13 protein-coding genes are annotated in these 15,459 nt (G+C 32.7%); 9 read left to right on the forward strand and 4 right to left on the reverse strand.

The window, feature by feature from the left end; all coding sequences use genetic code 11:
* The first annotated feature begins 75 nt into the window (after positions 1 to 75).
* A complete protein-coding gene (locus F0000_RS11245; RefSeq protein ID WP_149624812.1) occupies positions 76 to 2,109 on the forward strand; it encodes a cytochrome b5 domain-containing protein in 2,034 nt (677 codons plus the stop codon).
* A gap of 71 nt (positions 2,110 to 2,180) precedes the next feature.
* On the opposite strand, the gene F0000_RS11250 is transcribed toward F0000_RS11245, so the two are convergent.
* Positions 2,181 to 3,713, reverse strand: coding sequence for a BCCT family transporter (locus F0000_RS11250; protein ID WP_149624813.1), 1,533 nt, complete (start codon positions 3,711 to 3,713; stop codon positions 2,181 to 2,183).
* A 414-nt stretch (positions 3,714 to 4,127) separates the two neighbouring features.
* Between F0000_RS11250 and F0000_RS11255 the strand changes: the two genes are divergently transcribed.
* From F0000_RS11255 to F0000_RS11270, 4 genes are read left to right on the forward strand one after another with little or no spacing between them, the layout of a single operon-like run.
* On the forward strand, positions 4,128 to 5,528 hold the full coding sequence (locus F0000_RS11255; protein ID WP_149624814.1) for an arginine decarboxylase: 1,401 nt from the start codon (positions 4,128 to 4,130) through the stop codon (positions 5,526 to 5,528).
* A complete protein-coding gene (speB, locus tag F0000_RS11260) occupies positions 5,518 to 6,441 on the forward strand; it encodes an agmatinase (protein ID WP_149624815.1) in 924 nt (307 codons plus the stop codon). The genes F0000_RS11255 and speB overlap by 11 nt, the downstream gene beginning before the upstream one ends.
* Positions 6,441 to 7,418, forward strand: a complete 978-nt coding sequence (locus tag F0000_RS11265; protein WP_149624816.1) for a deoxyhypusine synthase family protein — start codon at positions 6,441 to 6,443, stop codon at positions 7,416 to 7,418. The genes speB and F0000_RS11265 overlap by 1 nt, the downstream gene beginning before the upstream one ends.
* A 35-nt stretch (positions 7,419 to 7,453) precedes the next feature.
* The gene (locus F0000_RS11270; protein WP_149624817.1) at positions 7,454 to 7,747 is read left to right on the forward strand and encodes a hypothetical protein; all 294 of its coding nucleotides are present in this window, start codon (positions 7,454 to 7,456) and stop codon (positions 7,745 to 7,747) included.
* A gap of 682 nt (positions 7,748 to 8,429) precedes the next feature.
* On the opposite strand, the gene meaB is transcribed toward F0000_RS11270, so the two are convergent.
* A complete protein-coding gene (meaB, locus tag F0000_RS11275) occupies positions 8,430 to 9,497 on the reverse strand; it encodes a methylmalonyl Co-A mutase-associated GTPase MeaB (protein ID WP_149624818.1) in 1,068 nt (355 codons plus the stop codon).
* A 293-nt stretch (positions 9,498 to 9,790) separates the two neighbouring features.
* Positions 9,791 to 10,348 carry a DUF2911 domain-containing protein gene (locus F0000_RS11280; protein WP_149624819.1) on the reverse strand — a complete coding sequence of 186 codons (558 nt, stop codon included), beginning with the start codon at positions 10,346 to 10,348 and terminating at the stop codon, positions 9,791 to 9,793.
* Positions 10,349 to 10,433: 85 nt separating this feature from the next.
* On the opposite strand from F0000_RS11280, the gene F0000_RS11285 reads away from it, so the two are divergent.
* On the forward strand, positions 10,434 to 12,032 hold the full coding sequence (locus F0000_RS11285) for an NAD(P)/FAD-dependent oxidoreductase (protein WP_149624820.1): 1,599 nt from the start codon (positions 10,434 to 10,436) through the stop codon (positions 12,030 to 12,032).
* 112 nt (positions 12,033 to 12,144) lie between these two features.
* Here the strand turns inward: F0000_RS11285 and F0000_RS11290 are convergent, their stop codons facing one another.
* Complete coding sequence (locus F0000_RS11290; protein WP_149624821.1) at positions 12,145 to 12,363, reverse strand: hypothetical protein; 219 nt, start codon at positions 12,361 to 12,363, stop codon at positions 12,145 to 12,147.
* A gap of 447 nt (positions 12,364 to 12,810) precedes the next feature.
* Here F0000_RS11290 and F0000_RS11295 point away from each other — a divergent pair, with 447 nt between their 5' ends.
* From F0000_RS11295 to F0000_RS11305, 3 genes are read left to right on the forward strand one after another with little or no spacing between them, the layout of a single operon-like run.
* Positions 12,811 to 13,356: an RNA polymerase sigma factor gene (locus tag F0000_RS11295; RefSeq protein ID WP_255452695.1), complete on the forward strand. Its 546-nt coding sequence runs from the start codon at positions 12,811 to 12,813 to the stop codon at positions 13,354 to 13,356.
* Positions 13,340 to 13,951: a hypothetical protein gene (locus F0000_RS11300; protein ID WP_149624822.1), complete on the forward strand. Its 612-nt coding sequence runs from the start codon at positions 13,340 to 13,342 to the stop codon at positions 13,949 to 13,951. Before F0000_RS11295 ends, F0000_RS11300 begins: the two co-directional genes overlap by 17 nt.
* Positions 13,923 to 15,314, forward strand: coding sequence for a hypothetical protein (locus F0000_RS11305; RefSeq protein WP_149624823.1), 1,392 nt, complete (start codon positions 13,923 to 13,925; stop codon positions 15,312 to 15,314). The genes F0000_RS11300 and F0000_RS11305 overlap by 29 nt, the downstream gene beginning before the upstream one ends.
* Positions 15,315 to 15,459 lie beyond the last annotated feature (145 nt).

Below are 15,459 nucleotides of genomic sequence, written 5' to 3' on the forward strand. Positions count from 1 at the left end.
CGTGGGTTTTTAGCCCCATCATTCTAATGAATTGTTATTAAGTGCAATCTTAGCGTAATTTTAAGCAGTTAAAAAATGAAAAAACAATCATTAAAAGTAGCTCCGGTATCTGAACTTCATATTTTGGTTAAAAATGCAGAAGAACAAAACCAAAAATTAAATCATGAAAACCTTGGTTTTTTATCATTTTCTAATGGATTTATGCCTCAGATTTCACTAAAGACTAGTTTGCCCAAGGAGTTTGAAGTTTGGGATAGAATAGCTTCTCAACTGCCAGTATTGTTTAAGAATCAAACAATGATCGAGGAGCTTCAGAAATTGCCAAATCTATCCTCGAAACTTAATTCTCTTGATGATGAATATTTATTAAGAAGCTCTTCTATCCTAAGCTTTTTGGCACATGCCTTTGTGAGGTGTAGTAAAAATATAAATATAGAAGTACCTTCGGCTATTATAGATCCCTGGAAAATAGTAACTAGACGATTGAGTCGACCGGCACCATTCATGTCATATATTGACCTGATTGTTTATAATTATAAGCTGATTGATTCCCGCAAAAGCTTTACAGTAGAAAATTTAGATTTACTAATTCCGATTATAGGTAATCAGGAAGAACGTGTTTTTTATCTTGTGCAGACAGAGATACTTAAAAAGTCAACTGAAATTTTTCAAGAAGTAATAAAAATTCACGATGCTATGCTAACCGAAGATGATACGGCTATTGATGTTAGTTTACAGCATATAAAAAAAACGATTGTAAAAATTACGAATCATATTTTTCCTAAAATCAACCCCAACCCTAACAGTTCAACATATGTAAATCCAATTATATGGGCAAAAACAGTTGCCCCTTTTGCAGTTCCAATACATGAAAATATTCAAGGCCCTAGTGGAACGTCTTCCCCTTTATTTCATTTACTGGATACATTTTTAGAACGGCCTCTTTATAATTCTGAATTAGGAAGAGAAGCCTTGTTGATTCGGGAGTGGTATCCTAAAAACTGGCGGGACTTTTTATCAAGTGTTCATAAAATATCTTTTAGGGAATACATGCATAAAAGGAATAATAAACAATTAAAGACTGCATATTTAGATGTTCAGAATTGTTATTTTGGAGAAAACGGATTTCTGGACATACATAAAAAAAAGGTATACTCATATTTACAAGCAGCTTTTAAAGTTGGTAGAAGTTTGACTATAGGTGGGTTTCAGGGAGAGTTTGATAAACGTGCCTGGGAAGAAGTTGATGATGCTTTGATACATTCAAAATCAGAAAGATCAATTCCGAATATTAATGAATGCCCATTTTTTAATAATAAGGTTGGAAAAGGGCAAAAATATTTTTTGTCTCAAATAGCGACCCATACCAATGCAGAAAATGGATATTGGTTGATATTAGATAAAAGTGTTTATGATATCACAAAATTTTTAACAAAACATCCAGGAGGTCAGGTTGTTATAAAAATGCATGTAGGACTGGATGCTACCAAAGAATTTAAAAGAGTAGGGCATACTGTCTCCTCTGCAGTTTTATCGATGATTAAAAAATATAAGATAGGAGATTTTATGATGCCGGTCTTTTTGGACAAGGAATTACAAATAGCTCACAAAAATTGGTCTAATGCATTGTCATTGTGTACCGAAATGCTAAATGCTTTTATACTGGATACTTCTATCAATGATAAAGAATTAATCCTTCTTCAGGAACAAAAAGAAGATATGTTAAGTCCACTAAAACAAGTATTAAGTCTAGACCTGTTGGTAAGGTTTAAGAAAGAATATCTCGAGTCATTGTTTAAAATAATCGAAAAATGTATTACTACCAATTTAGTATCCGAAGACATGATATTAAAGGTGCATACGTATAAGAATGACGCAGATAATGACGAAACTAATAACGACAGAAACTTTGTTTCTCAAAAAATAAATAAAGATGAAATATTTCTTAATACCCTGAAAAATGAACTAATAAAAGGAAATCAAATCTATGAGCAATATCATGGAATGAATCCTTATGAATTTGAATTATTACATAATGATGTGGAAGAAAAACTGATAGAGATCATTACTGATTATTTAGAATCACAAAAGCAAGAAATCACAAACTGATATAGTAAAAAATTAACGTTTATACATGGAGGCGTATGTAATGATTACTCAAAACACAACGATTGAAAATTTTAATTTTTTTCTTTTCTCATATAATCCCGTAAAAATAGAATAATCATAAGTACCATTAATAATGAAAAAGGTAGCGAAGTAATGATTAATAATTTTTGCATTGCTACCAGAATATTAATATCGTCCCGACTATTGCCCAATAAGATAATACCAATAGCAAAAATAGTGAGTATGATACTCCATAAAATGCGATGTTTTTTTGATGGGGTTTGCTTACCATTATCTGTAAACATGCTTAATACAAATATTGCAGAATCCAAAGAAGTAACCAGAAAGCTAATCAGGAGTCCTACCGCAATAGTATTGATAACTCCCTGAAAAGGATACTTCTCAAAAAACACAAAAATTGACGTGAAAACGTTATCAAATTCACCAGTATAGGTATTCAGGCTATCAATAATTTGAAAAGCTGACGTTCCAAATACAGAGAACCAGAAAAAAGTTCCTAAAGAAGGGATTAATAAAACTCCTAATATCAATTCGCGTAAGGTTCTTCCTTTAGAAATTCTGGCAATAAAAATCCCGGTAAAAGGAGCCCACGCCAACCAGAATGCCCAATAATAATACGTCCAGTCAGTTAAGAATTTTTCTCCTGGGTTATAATTTCCATAGGCAATACTTAATGGGATAAAATCAACAATATAATGATATAATGAAGTGATAAATTGTGACAAAATTGCAAGGATGTCACTTTGTATTAAAACAAATATCAATAAAGCAAATGTGAAATAGATATTCCAGGTAGAGATGATTTTAATTCCTTTATTAACACCTCTGTATGCAGAAATAAATGCTAAGGTAGAAATCAAAAGTAGTATGGCAATGGTTCCTGTAACCCCAGAATCATAGTCTAGAAGATGGTTGAGCCCTCCTTCTATTTGTGTAGTGCCCAAACCAATGGCGGCAACTAGTCCAAATACGGTAGTTAGGATTGCAAGGATGTCAATACCACCAAAAGTAATACCTCGTACTTTTTCTGAAGAAATTATTTTTTCTAATGGGCTAAAAGCACTACTGGATAACACTTTTTTTGAACCTACAAAAAGGTAAAACCCAATAACAATAGCGAATACAGCATAAAAAGCCCAGGCAGTAAACCCCCATTGATAAAAAGTGTATTCTAATGCAATAGTTTCTGGAGAAGTATTGACATTGATAGGAGGATTGCGCATCATATAAACAGGTTCTTGTACGGCTCGTAGTAAAATACCAGCACCCATTCCAGCACTGTATAACATCGATATCCAGGCAAGTCTTGTAAACTCAGGTCTATCCGTGGCTCTGCCTAAACGCCTTTTTCCCATAGGGGATATTGCCAAAATAAATAAAAGTAGTACGCAAAAGAGCCCCAACCACAGATAAAACCTCCCAAACCATTTACGAATTACAATAGAGAAAGATTCGATACTTGTATATGTTTCTAAGGTATAGAAGTATAAAAAGAATGAAAAAAAAAGCAGTATTACCAAAGAGATATACAATAAGCTATTTTTTTTAACATTGGATATAGGATGTTTGTCTCGTAGCGGCATTAAAATTATGTTATTTTTAGAAGTAAAAATCAAACCTGCTTAAAAGTAAAGTTTTTAATTATTAAGTAGTTGTATTTTTTTGGTAAAAAAGATATTTTTTAGCTTTAATTTTTTTCAAGGTTTCGTTTTTTTTGAGTACAATTGTAATGGCGTACAGCTGAGCATTATGACAAGTGTTTCTAAATTCGGGCGGTTGATAGAGAGGAAGTTTCTTTCATCTGCAGCTTATTGGATAAGTAACCGAAATTTAAAGCTAACTTCCTTTTTGACAAGTATTACTTATCAACAGATATATCTTTGTACCTACCACAAAGGAACTGATCGGGATTTAATTTTTTATTCGTGTACTGGTATACTCATAGTTAGTTTGAGTGTTACAGGTTTTTTCAACTACTTTTTTTGAACTTATTACAAATGAATACAAAATACATAGATCTTATTGATCAAACTTTTGTTTTTCCTCAGGAAGAATTTAACCTGAGCGATGGAAACCTTACTTTTCATAATATAGATTTAATGAAACTTTTGAAAAAATATGGGACGCCATTAAAATTTACATATTTACCAAGAATATCAGATAACATCCAGAGAGCAAAAAAATGGTTTGCAAAATCAATAGACAACCATAATTATAAAGGGAGTTATAATTATTGTTACTGTACAAAAAGCTCTCATTTTGAGCATGTTCTAAATGAAGTGCTAAAGAATGATGTGCATATTGAAACCTCTTCAGCTTTTGATATAGATATTATAAAAGAATTAAAACCCAAAGGCAAAATTAAGAATGACAAGTATATTATCTGTAATGGATTTAAAAGAGAGAAGTATATTCATAATATTGCAGATTTAATAAATGGAGGGCACTATAATTGTATTCCGATTATTGATAATTACGAAGAAATTGATCTTTTATCAGAAGAAATAGAGGAAACCTATCAAATTGGTATTCGTATCGCTTCAGAAGAAGAACCAAAATTCGAATTTTATACCTCCAGGCTTGGGATAGGGTATAAAAATATTGTGCCTTTTTATAACAAACAGATAAAAAATAATAAAAAAGTAGTATTAAAAATGCTTCACTTTTTTATCAATACAGGTATTCGTGATAATGCATATTATTGGAATGAATTGGTGAAATGTCTAAAAGTATATACTAAACTTAAGAAAATATGCCCTACACTGGATAGTCTTAATATAGGAGGAGGTTTTCCAATAAAAAATTCATTGGCTTTTCAGTATGACTATCAATATATGATTGATGAGATTGTCAATCAGATTAATATTGCATGTTATGAAGAAAATGTGCCAGTACCGAATATTTTTACAGAATTTGGTAGCTTTACAGTAGGAGAAAGTGGAGGAGCCATTTATGAAGTATTACATCAGAAACAGCAAAATGATCGAGAGAAATGGAATATGATCAATTCATCTTTTATTACAACATTACCCGATACCTGGGCTATAAACAGAAGATTTGTAATGCTTGCGATAAACAGATGGAATGATGAATATGAGCGTGTACTTTTAGGAGGGCTTACCTGTGATAGTGATGATTACTACAATAGCGAGCAGCATATGAATGCTATTTATCTGCCTAAATATAAAAAAGAAAAACCCCTCTATATTGGTTTTTTTAATACAGGAGCGTATCAAGAAACAATTGGAGGTTTTGGAGGATTACAGCATTGTTTAATTCCACAACCAAAACATATTTTGATAGATAGAGATGAAAATGGTAACTTAACTTCGAAATTGTTTAGTGAACAGCAAAATAGTAAAGATTTATTACAAATATTAGGTTATAATGGAAGTTAAAAATTACGCAGGCATCCCTGATCAGTACGCAAAAATTGACAACGCTAAGGTTATTCTAATCCCAGTGCCATATGATGGAACGAGCACTTGGAAAAAAGGAGCAGACAAAGGCCCGGAAGCATTTCTAGAAGCTTCAACACACATGGAGTTATATGATATAGAAACCGATACAGAAGTTTATAAACAAGGTATATTTGTCACAGATGCTGTTACAGAAAATACTTCTCCGGAAATAATGGTAGATGCTGTACATCAGGTGACTAAGAAATATATTAAAAAAAATAAATTTGTCACACTGTTAGGAGGAGAACATTCAATATCAATAGGTAGTATTCGTGCTTTTGAAGAGTGTTTTGATAATCTAACGGTATTGCATATAGATGCTCATGCAGATCTAAGACCAGAATATCAGGGAACATCCTGTAATCATGCCTGCGCAATTTATGAGGCTAGCCAGAAAACAAATTTGATCCAGGTAGGAATCCGAAGTATGGATGTGTTAGAAAAAACTATAATGAATGAAGAGAAGACATATTTTGCATATGACATGGCTAATGATGAGTATTGGATGGATAATGCGATAGAGCAAATGACAGAGAATGTGTTTATTACTTTTGATCTGGACGCATTAGATCCTTCTATCATGCCCTCTACAGGAACACCAGAACCCGGAGGATTATTCTGGTATGAGACATTAGAATTTTTGAAAAGTGTTTTTGAAGAAAAAAATGTTGTTGGATTTGATCTGGTAGAACTCTGCCCTAATGAGATAGATAAATCCTCAGATTTTTTAGCTGCAAAATTGTATTATAAAATGTTGAGTTATAAATTTATGAAAGAAGATGCAAGTGAAGAATATATTGGTACGCAGACAGAAAAAGAAACCTCTAAACCAAAAAAAATGAATTTGTAATGGCTGTAAACAAAGGAGCTATATCAGAGTTTTTACAGAAATATTATTTACATTTTAATGCTGCTTCTTTAGTAGATGCGGCAAAAGGATATGAAGATCAGCTGAATAATGGGGCTAAAATGCTTGTTTCTGTTGCAGGAGCCATGAGTACAGCAGAATTAGGTAAGATTTTTTCAGAAATGATTCGCAAAGATAAGGTGCATATTATTTCCTGTACGGGAGCTAATCTGGAAGAAGATTTGATGAATCTCGTTGCTCATTCGCATTATAAGCGCATACCTAACTATCGAGACCTCACTCCACAGCAGGAATGGGAATTATTAGAAAAAGGATTGAATCGTGTAACTGATACCTGTATTCCAGAGGAAGAAGCTTTTAGAAGGTTACAAGAACATATTTTTAAGATATGGAAAGATGCAGAGAGCAAGGGAGAACGTTATTTTCCTCATGAGTTTATGTATAAACTTCTGTTGTCTGGAGTATTAGAACAATATTATGAAATTGATATAAAAGATTCCTGGATGTATGCAGCAGCTCAGAAAAATCTGCCTATTGTAGTTCCTGGATGGGAAGATAGTACATTGGGGAATATTTTTGCCTCTTATGTGATGAAAGGAGAACTTAAACCAGGTACAATGAAGTCAGGAATAGAATACATGACATTCCTCGCGGATTGGTATACCGGCAATTCAGAAAATGGCATTGGATTTTTTCAGATTGGAGGGGGTATAGCCGGAGATTTTCCAATTTGTGTAGTTCCTATGTTATACCAGGATATGGAACGTACCGATACACCTTTTTGGAGTTATTTTTGCCAGATATCAGATTCTACAACCAGCTATGGATCCTATTCTGGAGCAGTTCCAAATGAAAAGATTACCTGGGGTAAATTGAATATTGATTCCCCTAAATTTATTATAGAAAGTGATGCAACGATAGTTGCACCCTTACTATTTGCATATGTATTAGATATGTAAAAAAACAAGTATACTAACTTAAAACCTACCTACCTATGAAAAGAGTGATCGTCGATTTCAAAAAGCTAAATAAAGATATTTTAAATCTTTTAGTAGAAAAATTTCCTGATGGATATTCAGACGAAGATATTATTTCATTTAAAAACCACCATAATGATATGATTGAAGCCGTAGAAGTAAAGACAGAAGATACTATATATTTAGTGAAGATAAGTGAACGTTTAGCTGGAGTTATGCAAGATCATGAAGATGATGGTGTTGATACTGATATGGATATCCCTGTTGCTACTGTTTCAAAAGAGGAAATGGCAGAACAGGAAGAGGAATAATATCTATATAAATAGGATGGCTTTGATGATAGAAAACCTCTTCAATAGATAGATTTGATATGGTCAAAGAGAAACCAGATAATAGTAGTGTAAGTTATTAATAGTCTGCTATTTAGTTTGTATTGATCTTGATAAAACCTCTTTGTTAATAGGAGGTGAAAGCAATTACTAACAGTGTTAATTGTTTAACGATTAATAAGTTGAGAAAATGAAAAATTGCCACAAATAGCAATGAGCATACATCGCTAGAGAAATACCGCGACAAAGTTATTAATAGTATAGTCATAACATAAGTATAAGCCGAAGCGGCGGCTTCTTCATTGGAGGTAGGTTTATATCTATACGAAAAGTTAATTGGAAAAGAAAAAAACTGAACGTATAATACGATTTGTGATTAAAAAATTCGTATAAATTCATTGAATTATTTTTTCTTTATGCAAGGCAAAAAAATCAAGCATAGCTATAGCTACGGTTTATTTTTTAAACGAAGTAGAAAGGAAAAAGAAACGATGAATATGCGAAATTTTTAGTTATAAATCGTATAAGAATCGGAATGGATTATCACCCAAAAGAGCCTAAATAGATATAGTCTCTGATTATAAATTAGGTACTGTATAACGATATCAATTTGTTATAATCATTTTTTTTAAGGCGGAAATGATATAAATACGGGAAATATCCTTTATTTTATATTCCCTTTGCTCAGAGATAATAAGTATGTGGCGGCAGCAAAAGGAGTTGTTTTATTCTGTAAGATATTTTTGATTTGTTCGTTTAGTGCCTCTTTTATTGCCGGGTGATTATAAAAAGAATCTTTTAATTGCTCTTCAATAGTTTGAAGTAACCAAAATTTATTTTGCTGAACTCTATTTTGCTCAAAAAAACCATTTTTACTAGTAATGTCTAGGTATTTTAAAATCATATTCCAGGTGTTTTCTATTCCGATTCCTTCTAAGGCACTGGATGTAAGTACTTCTGGGAACCAATTACTTTCTGTCAAAGGGTATAGGTGTAATGCTTTTCTGAATTGGTTTTTAGCTTCTCTGGCTCGCATAAGGTTATCACCATCCGCTTTATTGATGACTATAGCATCTGCCATTTCTATAATTCCACGTTTAATACCTTGCAATTCATCTCCTGCTCCCGCAAGTTTTAGTAAAAGAAAGAAATCAACCATTCCGTGTACGGCGGTTTCACTTTGCCCAACGCCAACAGTTTCTATAATAATAATATCAAAACCAGCGGCTTCACATAAAATAATTGACTCTCTTGTTTTTTGAGCGACACCGCCTAGTGAACTACCAGAAGGCGAAGGTCTGATAAAGGCATTAGGAGATCTTACAAGAGATTCCATTCTGGTTTTGTCACCCAAGATACTTCCTCCAGAAATAGTGCTACTTGGGTCTACAGCGAGTACAGCTACTTTTTTGCCTTTTTGGATCAAAAGAGTACCTAGTGCTTCGATAAATGTGCTTTTACCAACTCCGGGAACTCCCGTAATACCTATCCTAATAGAATTATTAGCATAAGGCAGGCATTGTTCTATCAATTGTTGAGCTTTGAGACGATGCCCTTTTTGAGTGCTTTCTACCAGAGTGATTCCTTTGCTCAGTCCGGTAGTGTTTTTTGCAATAATATTTTTAAATATTGGAGCTACATCTATATTTTTTTGTTGCAAGTTTTTAAACCGATCAATTACTTCCTTGTTTGTGCCAAAGGGTATTTTGGAAGGTTGTTCATTAGACTCCATAATGTTTTGATCACAATTTTTATATTACAAATGTATACATTCATTTTATGAAACCTACAAGATTAAAAAAATCTTTAAAAGTGATAAGAAAAGTGATAATAAAAAATTCTAAATAGTGAATTTATCTTGCATAGTGGTTTTCAACCAAAGAGTTTGACTTTTGTACTATAATGAAGTATTTTTTTCAGCATAGCCATACAGTTAAAAAAAGCAACAAAATTAGCGTGAAAAATGTAAGTTTTACAGGTCAAAGCATTACTCAAGATAAGTTCAGTGACTATTTTATCAGCGAATCAAGTCTTTAAAGGAATAGCAATTGCGGTCTGATCCCAAGCTATATACATGATAGAGAAATTATTGGCTTCTTCAAAATAAATAGAGAATTGTTCTACCACATTTAATAGTGGCTGGACCGGGACTTCTAGCGTGAGTGCATCATACTCAGGATCTCTGGCAGGACTTCCATCAATCATACTAACGCCCCAATCATATTCATATCCATTAAAAATCACCTTCCATGAATCTTTATTTGGGACCGTCCATAGGGTATAAGTTCCAGCCTTTAGTATTGTGCCATCCACAAGAATATCTTTGTTAGTGTCAAAGGTAGTTGCTTCATTGGCTCCAGTTCTCCATACCTTTCCAAATGGGACTAAATGTCCAAAAATTTTTCTTTTCTTTTTATAAGGTCTATTGTAATATACTGTAAAAACAGCATCTTTACTAGTATGCGTTATTGTTTGTTCAGGACTATGCTTTTTAGTATTGGATCGTAGAATGGATCGACCAATAAGAGCAATGATCACTACTCCTAATATAATGAGTATAGATCGTTTTAAAAGCTTTGACATATGGCGATTTTTGTGATTAAAGATACAGTAATTTACCTATGAATATACATATAATTATGTACTTTTGGTTTTTTACTACATTTTTATGGTCGAAAAATCCTACAAAAAATTCACTTCTGATATACTTTTTACTGATGATACTTATGTAATTATAGGTTCAGGTATTGGTGGTTTGAGTACGGCAGTTTTTCTAGCAAAAGCAGGAAAAAAAGTGGTTGTTTTAGAACAGCACTATACTCCCGGAGGTTTTACTCATACTTTCAAAAGGCGTAAAGGTTTAGTCTGGGATGTCGGAGTTCATTATGTGGGAAATATGGACGAAAATTCGCAATTGAGAAAAATTTTTAACTATCTGTCAGGTAATAAACTAAAATGGGATCCTATGGGAGATCCATATGATATAGCCTATATAAAGGGACGAAGATTCGAGTTTGTAGGAGGGAAAGAAAATTTCAGACAAAAATTCTATGAGTATTTTCCAGAAGATACATCGGCAATTGATGCCTACCTGGAATTGTTGAACAAATCGATTAAAAAAAATCTTTTATACTTTGTGCAAAAAGCCTTTCCAGAATTGTTGCACCTCACTTTGGGATCATTATTAAGAAGAATACAAAAACCTCTTTCTCAGAAAACTACTTATGATACATTAAGAGAGATAACAGATAATCAAGAGTTGATTGCAGCATTATGCGCGCAATGTGGGAACTATGGATTATCACCAAAAGAAAGCAGTTTTGCATCGCATTGTATTGTAATTAATCATTTTATGGAAGGAGGGCATTACCCAAGAGGAGGAGCTAACCGCATTCACGAAACGATTATAGAGAATCTGGAATCCCTTGGAGTAGCGGTTTTTATAAATGCAAAGGTGAATAAAATTATTACTTCGTCACATTCTGTGAGTGGTTTAGTTATTAATGGAAAAGAATATCATTGTAAAAAAGTAATCAGTAATGCCGGAGCTCATAATACATTTCAGTATTTATTGGATCAAAAATCACTTCATAAAAAATATAAAGAACTAAAAAATATTAAACCATCCACCTGTCATTTATGTTTGTATATAGGATTGAATAAAAATAATGCAGACTTGAAACTGCCAAAATATAATATCTGGTGGTATGCGGATATAGATACAGATAAAGTTTTAAATGATAAGAATAATCTATCTGATGATCAATTATCATTTGCTTATATATCGTTTCCATCAGCAAAAGATAGTCTTTGGTCAGAAGAACATCTGGGCACTTCTACGATACAGTTAATTGGAAGAGCGTGGTATAAAGATTTTACGGAATTCGAAGATCAACCCTGGCTCAATAGAGGAGAAAAATATAACGAGATTAAAGAAAAATTCAAAGCTAAAGGATTGTCTTTATTAAAAGAGTTATATCCACAATTGGAAAGTCATATTATACACGCAGAAGTTTCTACACCTGTTTCTACACGTAAATTCAGTAATTATAAATACGGGGAAATATATGGTGTAACCCATAGCCCGAAGCGATTTAGTACAAAAATGCTAAAACCAAGAACTAAGATCAAAGGACTGTATCTTACTGGTCAGGATATTACATTGGTGGGAGTAGGAGGAGCAATGGCAAGTGGAATATTGACCGCAACAACTATTATTAAGTGGAATATGAGTAAGCAATTTAAAGAAATAGCAGCAAAATATTAATACTGATCCCTTCATTTTAAAATTTATTTATGCAGGCTTGTGATTGGTTCAAGAGTCAAAATACTTTTTTCAGGAGTATAGTGTATAGCCTTGCCTTAAAGGTTATAAATTTTTAGGACACTTGGTTATGAACTCGGGTAAAGTTCATAACAGCAATAGCATAGGCATTTCTCTTTGATACCAGAGCATTTATAACAGATTCTGACATATAATTTGTTTCCAGGAAATGGTCAATTTGATGGATAAGCTCTTTTGTAAAGTTTACATTTCCTTTGATTAAGTTCGCTACGTTTTCAATTTCTCTGGTACTTTGTGTGGTCGATCTGAGCATTTTGATGAATGATTATATTAATTTATAAGTCTATAACCTGTTGTGCATTTAGAAATGATTATATTAAAAAAACATCAATTCAAGTGTTTTGCCTAAATGAAATGAAGATAAAATGTATCGGGAACAGCTTTTTTTGGATTTAAATTCTATTCTCGATATACTTCTCCCAAAGTCGAAGCACTGCCATTGACGTATTCTTTAACTGACGAATCTTATCCAAAAAATGCCTAAATGCACAACGGGTAAGTATGTAGTATGTTTTTATATAAAAACCTTACTTTTTTCTTTCATTTTGAGTAATCAATTGATAATGAAAAGGAGAGGGGCTTTTAAAATGATTTTTATTTTTAATTTTGCAACAAATACTTATAAGACCTCGTCTTTTAGAAGAGAATAGTAATTAAGACAGTTTTAAAAGAAGTATCACTAACTAAAATAAAAACGAGTTTGTTACAAAGTGAGTTAATAGAACAATGTAGGTCTAATGATCGTAAGGCTCAGATGAAGCTTTATAATAAATACTGTGATGGTATGTATTATGTAGCGCTACGATTTCTTAAGGACCCTTTTGAAGCGGAAGAAGCTATGCAAGAATCTTTTATTAAGGCTTTTATGAAACTTCACCAATTTACAGGTGATGTGACTTTTGGAGCATGGCTTAAACGTATAGTAATCAATAAGAGTATTGATATGCTCAAAGCAAAAAAAATGAATATGATTGCTATCAATGAGCAAGTAATGAGTACAGTAGAGGAGCAAGATGATTGGTCGGTATCAGATGCTGTTACAGTGGATGAGATAAAATCAGCCATCGAAAGATTACCAGAAAAATATAAATATGCAGTAATGCTGTTTTTGATAGAAGGATATGATCATAAAGAAATTAGCGAAATATTGGATATCACTCCGGTAGCATCACGAACATTAGTACATAGAGGAAAAAAACAGCTTCAGGATCAACTAAAACATTTAAGAAATGGGACAGGATATTAGAGAGTTATTAAAGCAAGACAATCGGATTCCTTCAGAATATATAAATGAAGGACATCAGCAGCGTTTTATGGCTAGATTAGAAGAAGAACTTCCTAAAAAAGCGAGGAAGTTTGACTATCGGTGGTTTAAAATCGCAGCAAGTATAGTCGTGATTTTTTCTGTTTCTTTTTTTGCATATAATCAATTAGGGGATTCAGAAATAGAAGGGTCAAAAGTTGTGACTACAGAATCTCCATTAGTAAAAGATGCTACCGTAATATTATCAAAGCAGACGTCATCTTTGGCAAAAATATCCCCTGAGTATGAAAAAGCAGAAGATTACTTACTGACCAGTATAAAATTTGAATTATCACAGATCACTGTAGATGATACTAACAGAGAATTAGTGGAGAGTTTTATGAAAAGATTAGAGAACCTCAATAAAGAATATCAGGACCTGAATAAAGAATTAATCGAGGTTGGTCCTAATCTGCAGAGTGCAGAAGCAATGATTGAAAACTTAACACTAAGGCTTTCTCTTTTAAATAGATTAAAAGACAAACTAAAAGAATTAGAAAAAATTGAAAATGAAAATTACACTGATATACAAGCTTAATTTTATTACTCTAAGTATAGCATGTTTTGCCGGACTGCTTGCCCAGAATAAACAAAGCAAACTCAATGAAAAATTTAATGTAAATAGTAATGTTATTCTTAATTTAAATACTAGTCATACTGCTGTGATTTTCGAAACTTGGAACAAAAACACTGTGGATATTGAAGCGTATATAGAAGGTGATAATGTAACAGAATTAAATAAGGAACGTTTACTACATAATTGGCAGATAGAAGCCCTTGGGAATAGTAAAGAAATTACAATAAATTCACTTACTGGTAATTTTTGGAGAGGGAATGTGTCGGATGCTGTTAGTGTAAATAATAAAAATAGCAGAGTATCGGATTTAGCACCAATCATTGCAGATATGTTAAGCCCTATTCTGAAAAATATAGAAAATAATCCTATGCCAAGTGCACTTTCTCAAAACCTTGCAAGTATGAATTTTGATACGAAGAAGTTTAGAGAAAATGAAGAGAAATATATTCAGCAATGGGGAGATCAAATAAAAGAAAAATTTGGCGATAATTATGAAAGTGTCCTTGCAGGCTGGACCAGTGAATTGAGTAAGAATACACAACAAGTACAATCTAAAGTTCCTATTACTTCACAAAATTGGGCAGGAGAGCAGTTTATTCAACAAATGCAAACCTGGGCTTCTCAATTTTCTGGTGAATATTCAGGAAATGTAGAGATTACTCAGAGAAATGGATCAAATGTTATGGTTTACAGATATAGTACTCGTAGCTCTAAGTATATTAAAATAAATAGAATAGTGAAGATACGTATGCCAAAAGAAGCGACTCTTAAGTTGAATATACGTCACGGAGATATAAAACTGGCAGAAAAAACTAAGAATATTATTGCTTCGTTATCGCATACCAATTTAGAGGCTAATTTGATAGAGGGAGAACGTACATTTATTAGATCTTCATATTCACCAGTATCCATCAGGCAATGGAATGAAGGTAGACTCGTTATTAATTATGTGAAGAATTGTAGAATTCAGTCTGCTAAAAACCTTAGAGTAAATGCAGACTCTAGTAATATTTTTATTCAGGAATTAGAAGAGAATGGAGCAATATCCGGAAGTTTTGGGGCTATTACAATAGCAAATCTGTCAGACACATTTTCTACATTGGATTTAGCTGTTGAGAATAGCGATTTTAAACTAAAACTTCCTGAGGTAGCTTTTAATTTTACGTATAGTGGAGTACAAAGCCGAATAGCAGTGCCAAAAACTTTGGAAGCAAAAGCCAGAAAGAATTTTGGGAATGTATTTATAAATGGATTCCAGAGAACGCGTAATACAGATAAAGTAATTACAATCAATGCTAAATACAGTGATATAGTATTGCAATAATAGATTTTTTAAAATAGAAGGAAGTGTAATTATAACCCTGTCTCAGGGTTAAGCCCCAGGAGGGCTCTGGGAGCTAGCTCCCAGAGCCCTCCTGGGGCTTGGTCGCTAAATCAAGTGCTATCCGATCCCCAAATTTAATATATAA

The organism is Aquimarina sp. RZ0, assembly GCF_008370685.1.
GTDB lineage: Bacteria > Bacteroidota > Bacteroidia > Flavobacteriales > Flavobacteriaceae > Aquimarina.

Bases quoted from the DNA above. Each gene is read 5' to 3' on its own strand.
- speB (WP_149624815.1), top strand. From the start codon at position 5,518: ATGGAAGTTAAAAATTACGCAGGCATCCCTGATCAGTACGCAAAAATT.
- F0000_RS11270 (WP_149624817.1), top strand. From the start codon at position 7,454: ATGAAAAGAGTGATCGTCGATTTCAAAAAGCTAAATAAAGATATTTTA.
- F0000_RS11305 (WP_149624823.1), top strand. From the start codon at position 13,923: ATGAAAATTACACTGATATACAAGCTTAATTTTATTACTCTAAGTATA.
- F0000_RS11290 (WP_149624821.1), bottom strand. From the start codon at position 12,363: ATGCTCAGATCGACCACACAAAGTACCAGAGAAATTGAAAACGTAGCG.
- meaB (WP_149624818.1), bottom strand. From the start codon at position 9,497: ATGGAGTCTAATGAACAACCTTCCAAAATACCCTTTGGCACAAACAAG.
- F0000_RS11265 (WP_149624816.1), top strand. From the start codon at position 6,441: ATGGCTGTAAACAAAGGAGCTATATCAGAGTTTTTACAGAAATATTAT.
- F0000_RS11300 (WP_149624822.1), top strand. From the start codon at position 13,340: ATGGGACAGGATATTAGAGAGTTATTAAAGCAAGACAATCGGATTCCT.
- F0000_RS11245 (WP_149624812.1), top strand. From the start codon at position 76: ATGAAAAAACAATCATTAAAAGTAGCTCCGGTATCTGAACTTCATATT.
- F0000_RS11255 (WP_149624814.1), top strand. From the start codon at position 4,128: ATGAATACAAAATACATAGATCTTATTGATCAAACTTTTGTTTTTCCT.
- F0000_RS11285 (WP_149624820.1), top strand. From the start codon at position 10,434: ATGGTCGAAAAATCCTACAAAAAATTCACTTCTGATATACTTTTTACT.
- F0000_RS11280 (WP_149624819.1), bottom strand. From the start codon at position 10,348: ATGTCAAAGCTTTTAAAACGATCTATACTCATTATATTAGGAGTAGTG.
- F0000_RS11250 (WP_149624813.1), bottom strand. From the start codon at position 3,713: ATGCCGCTACGAGACAAACATCCTATATCCAATGTTAAAAAAAATAGC.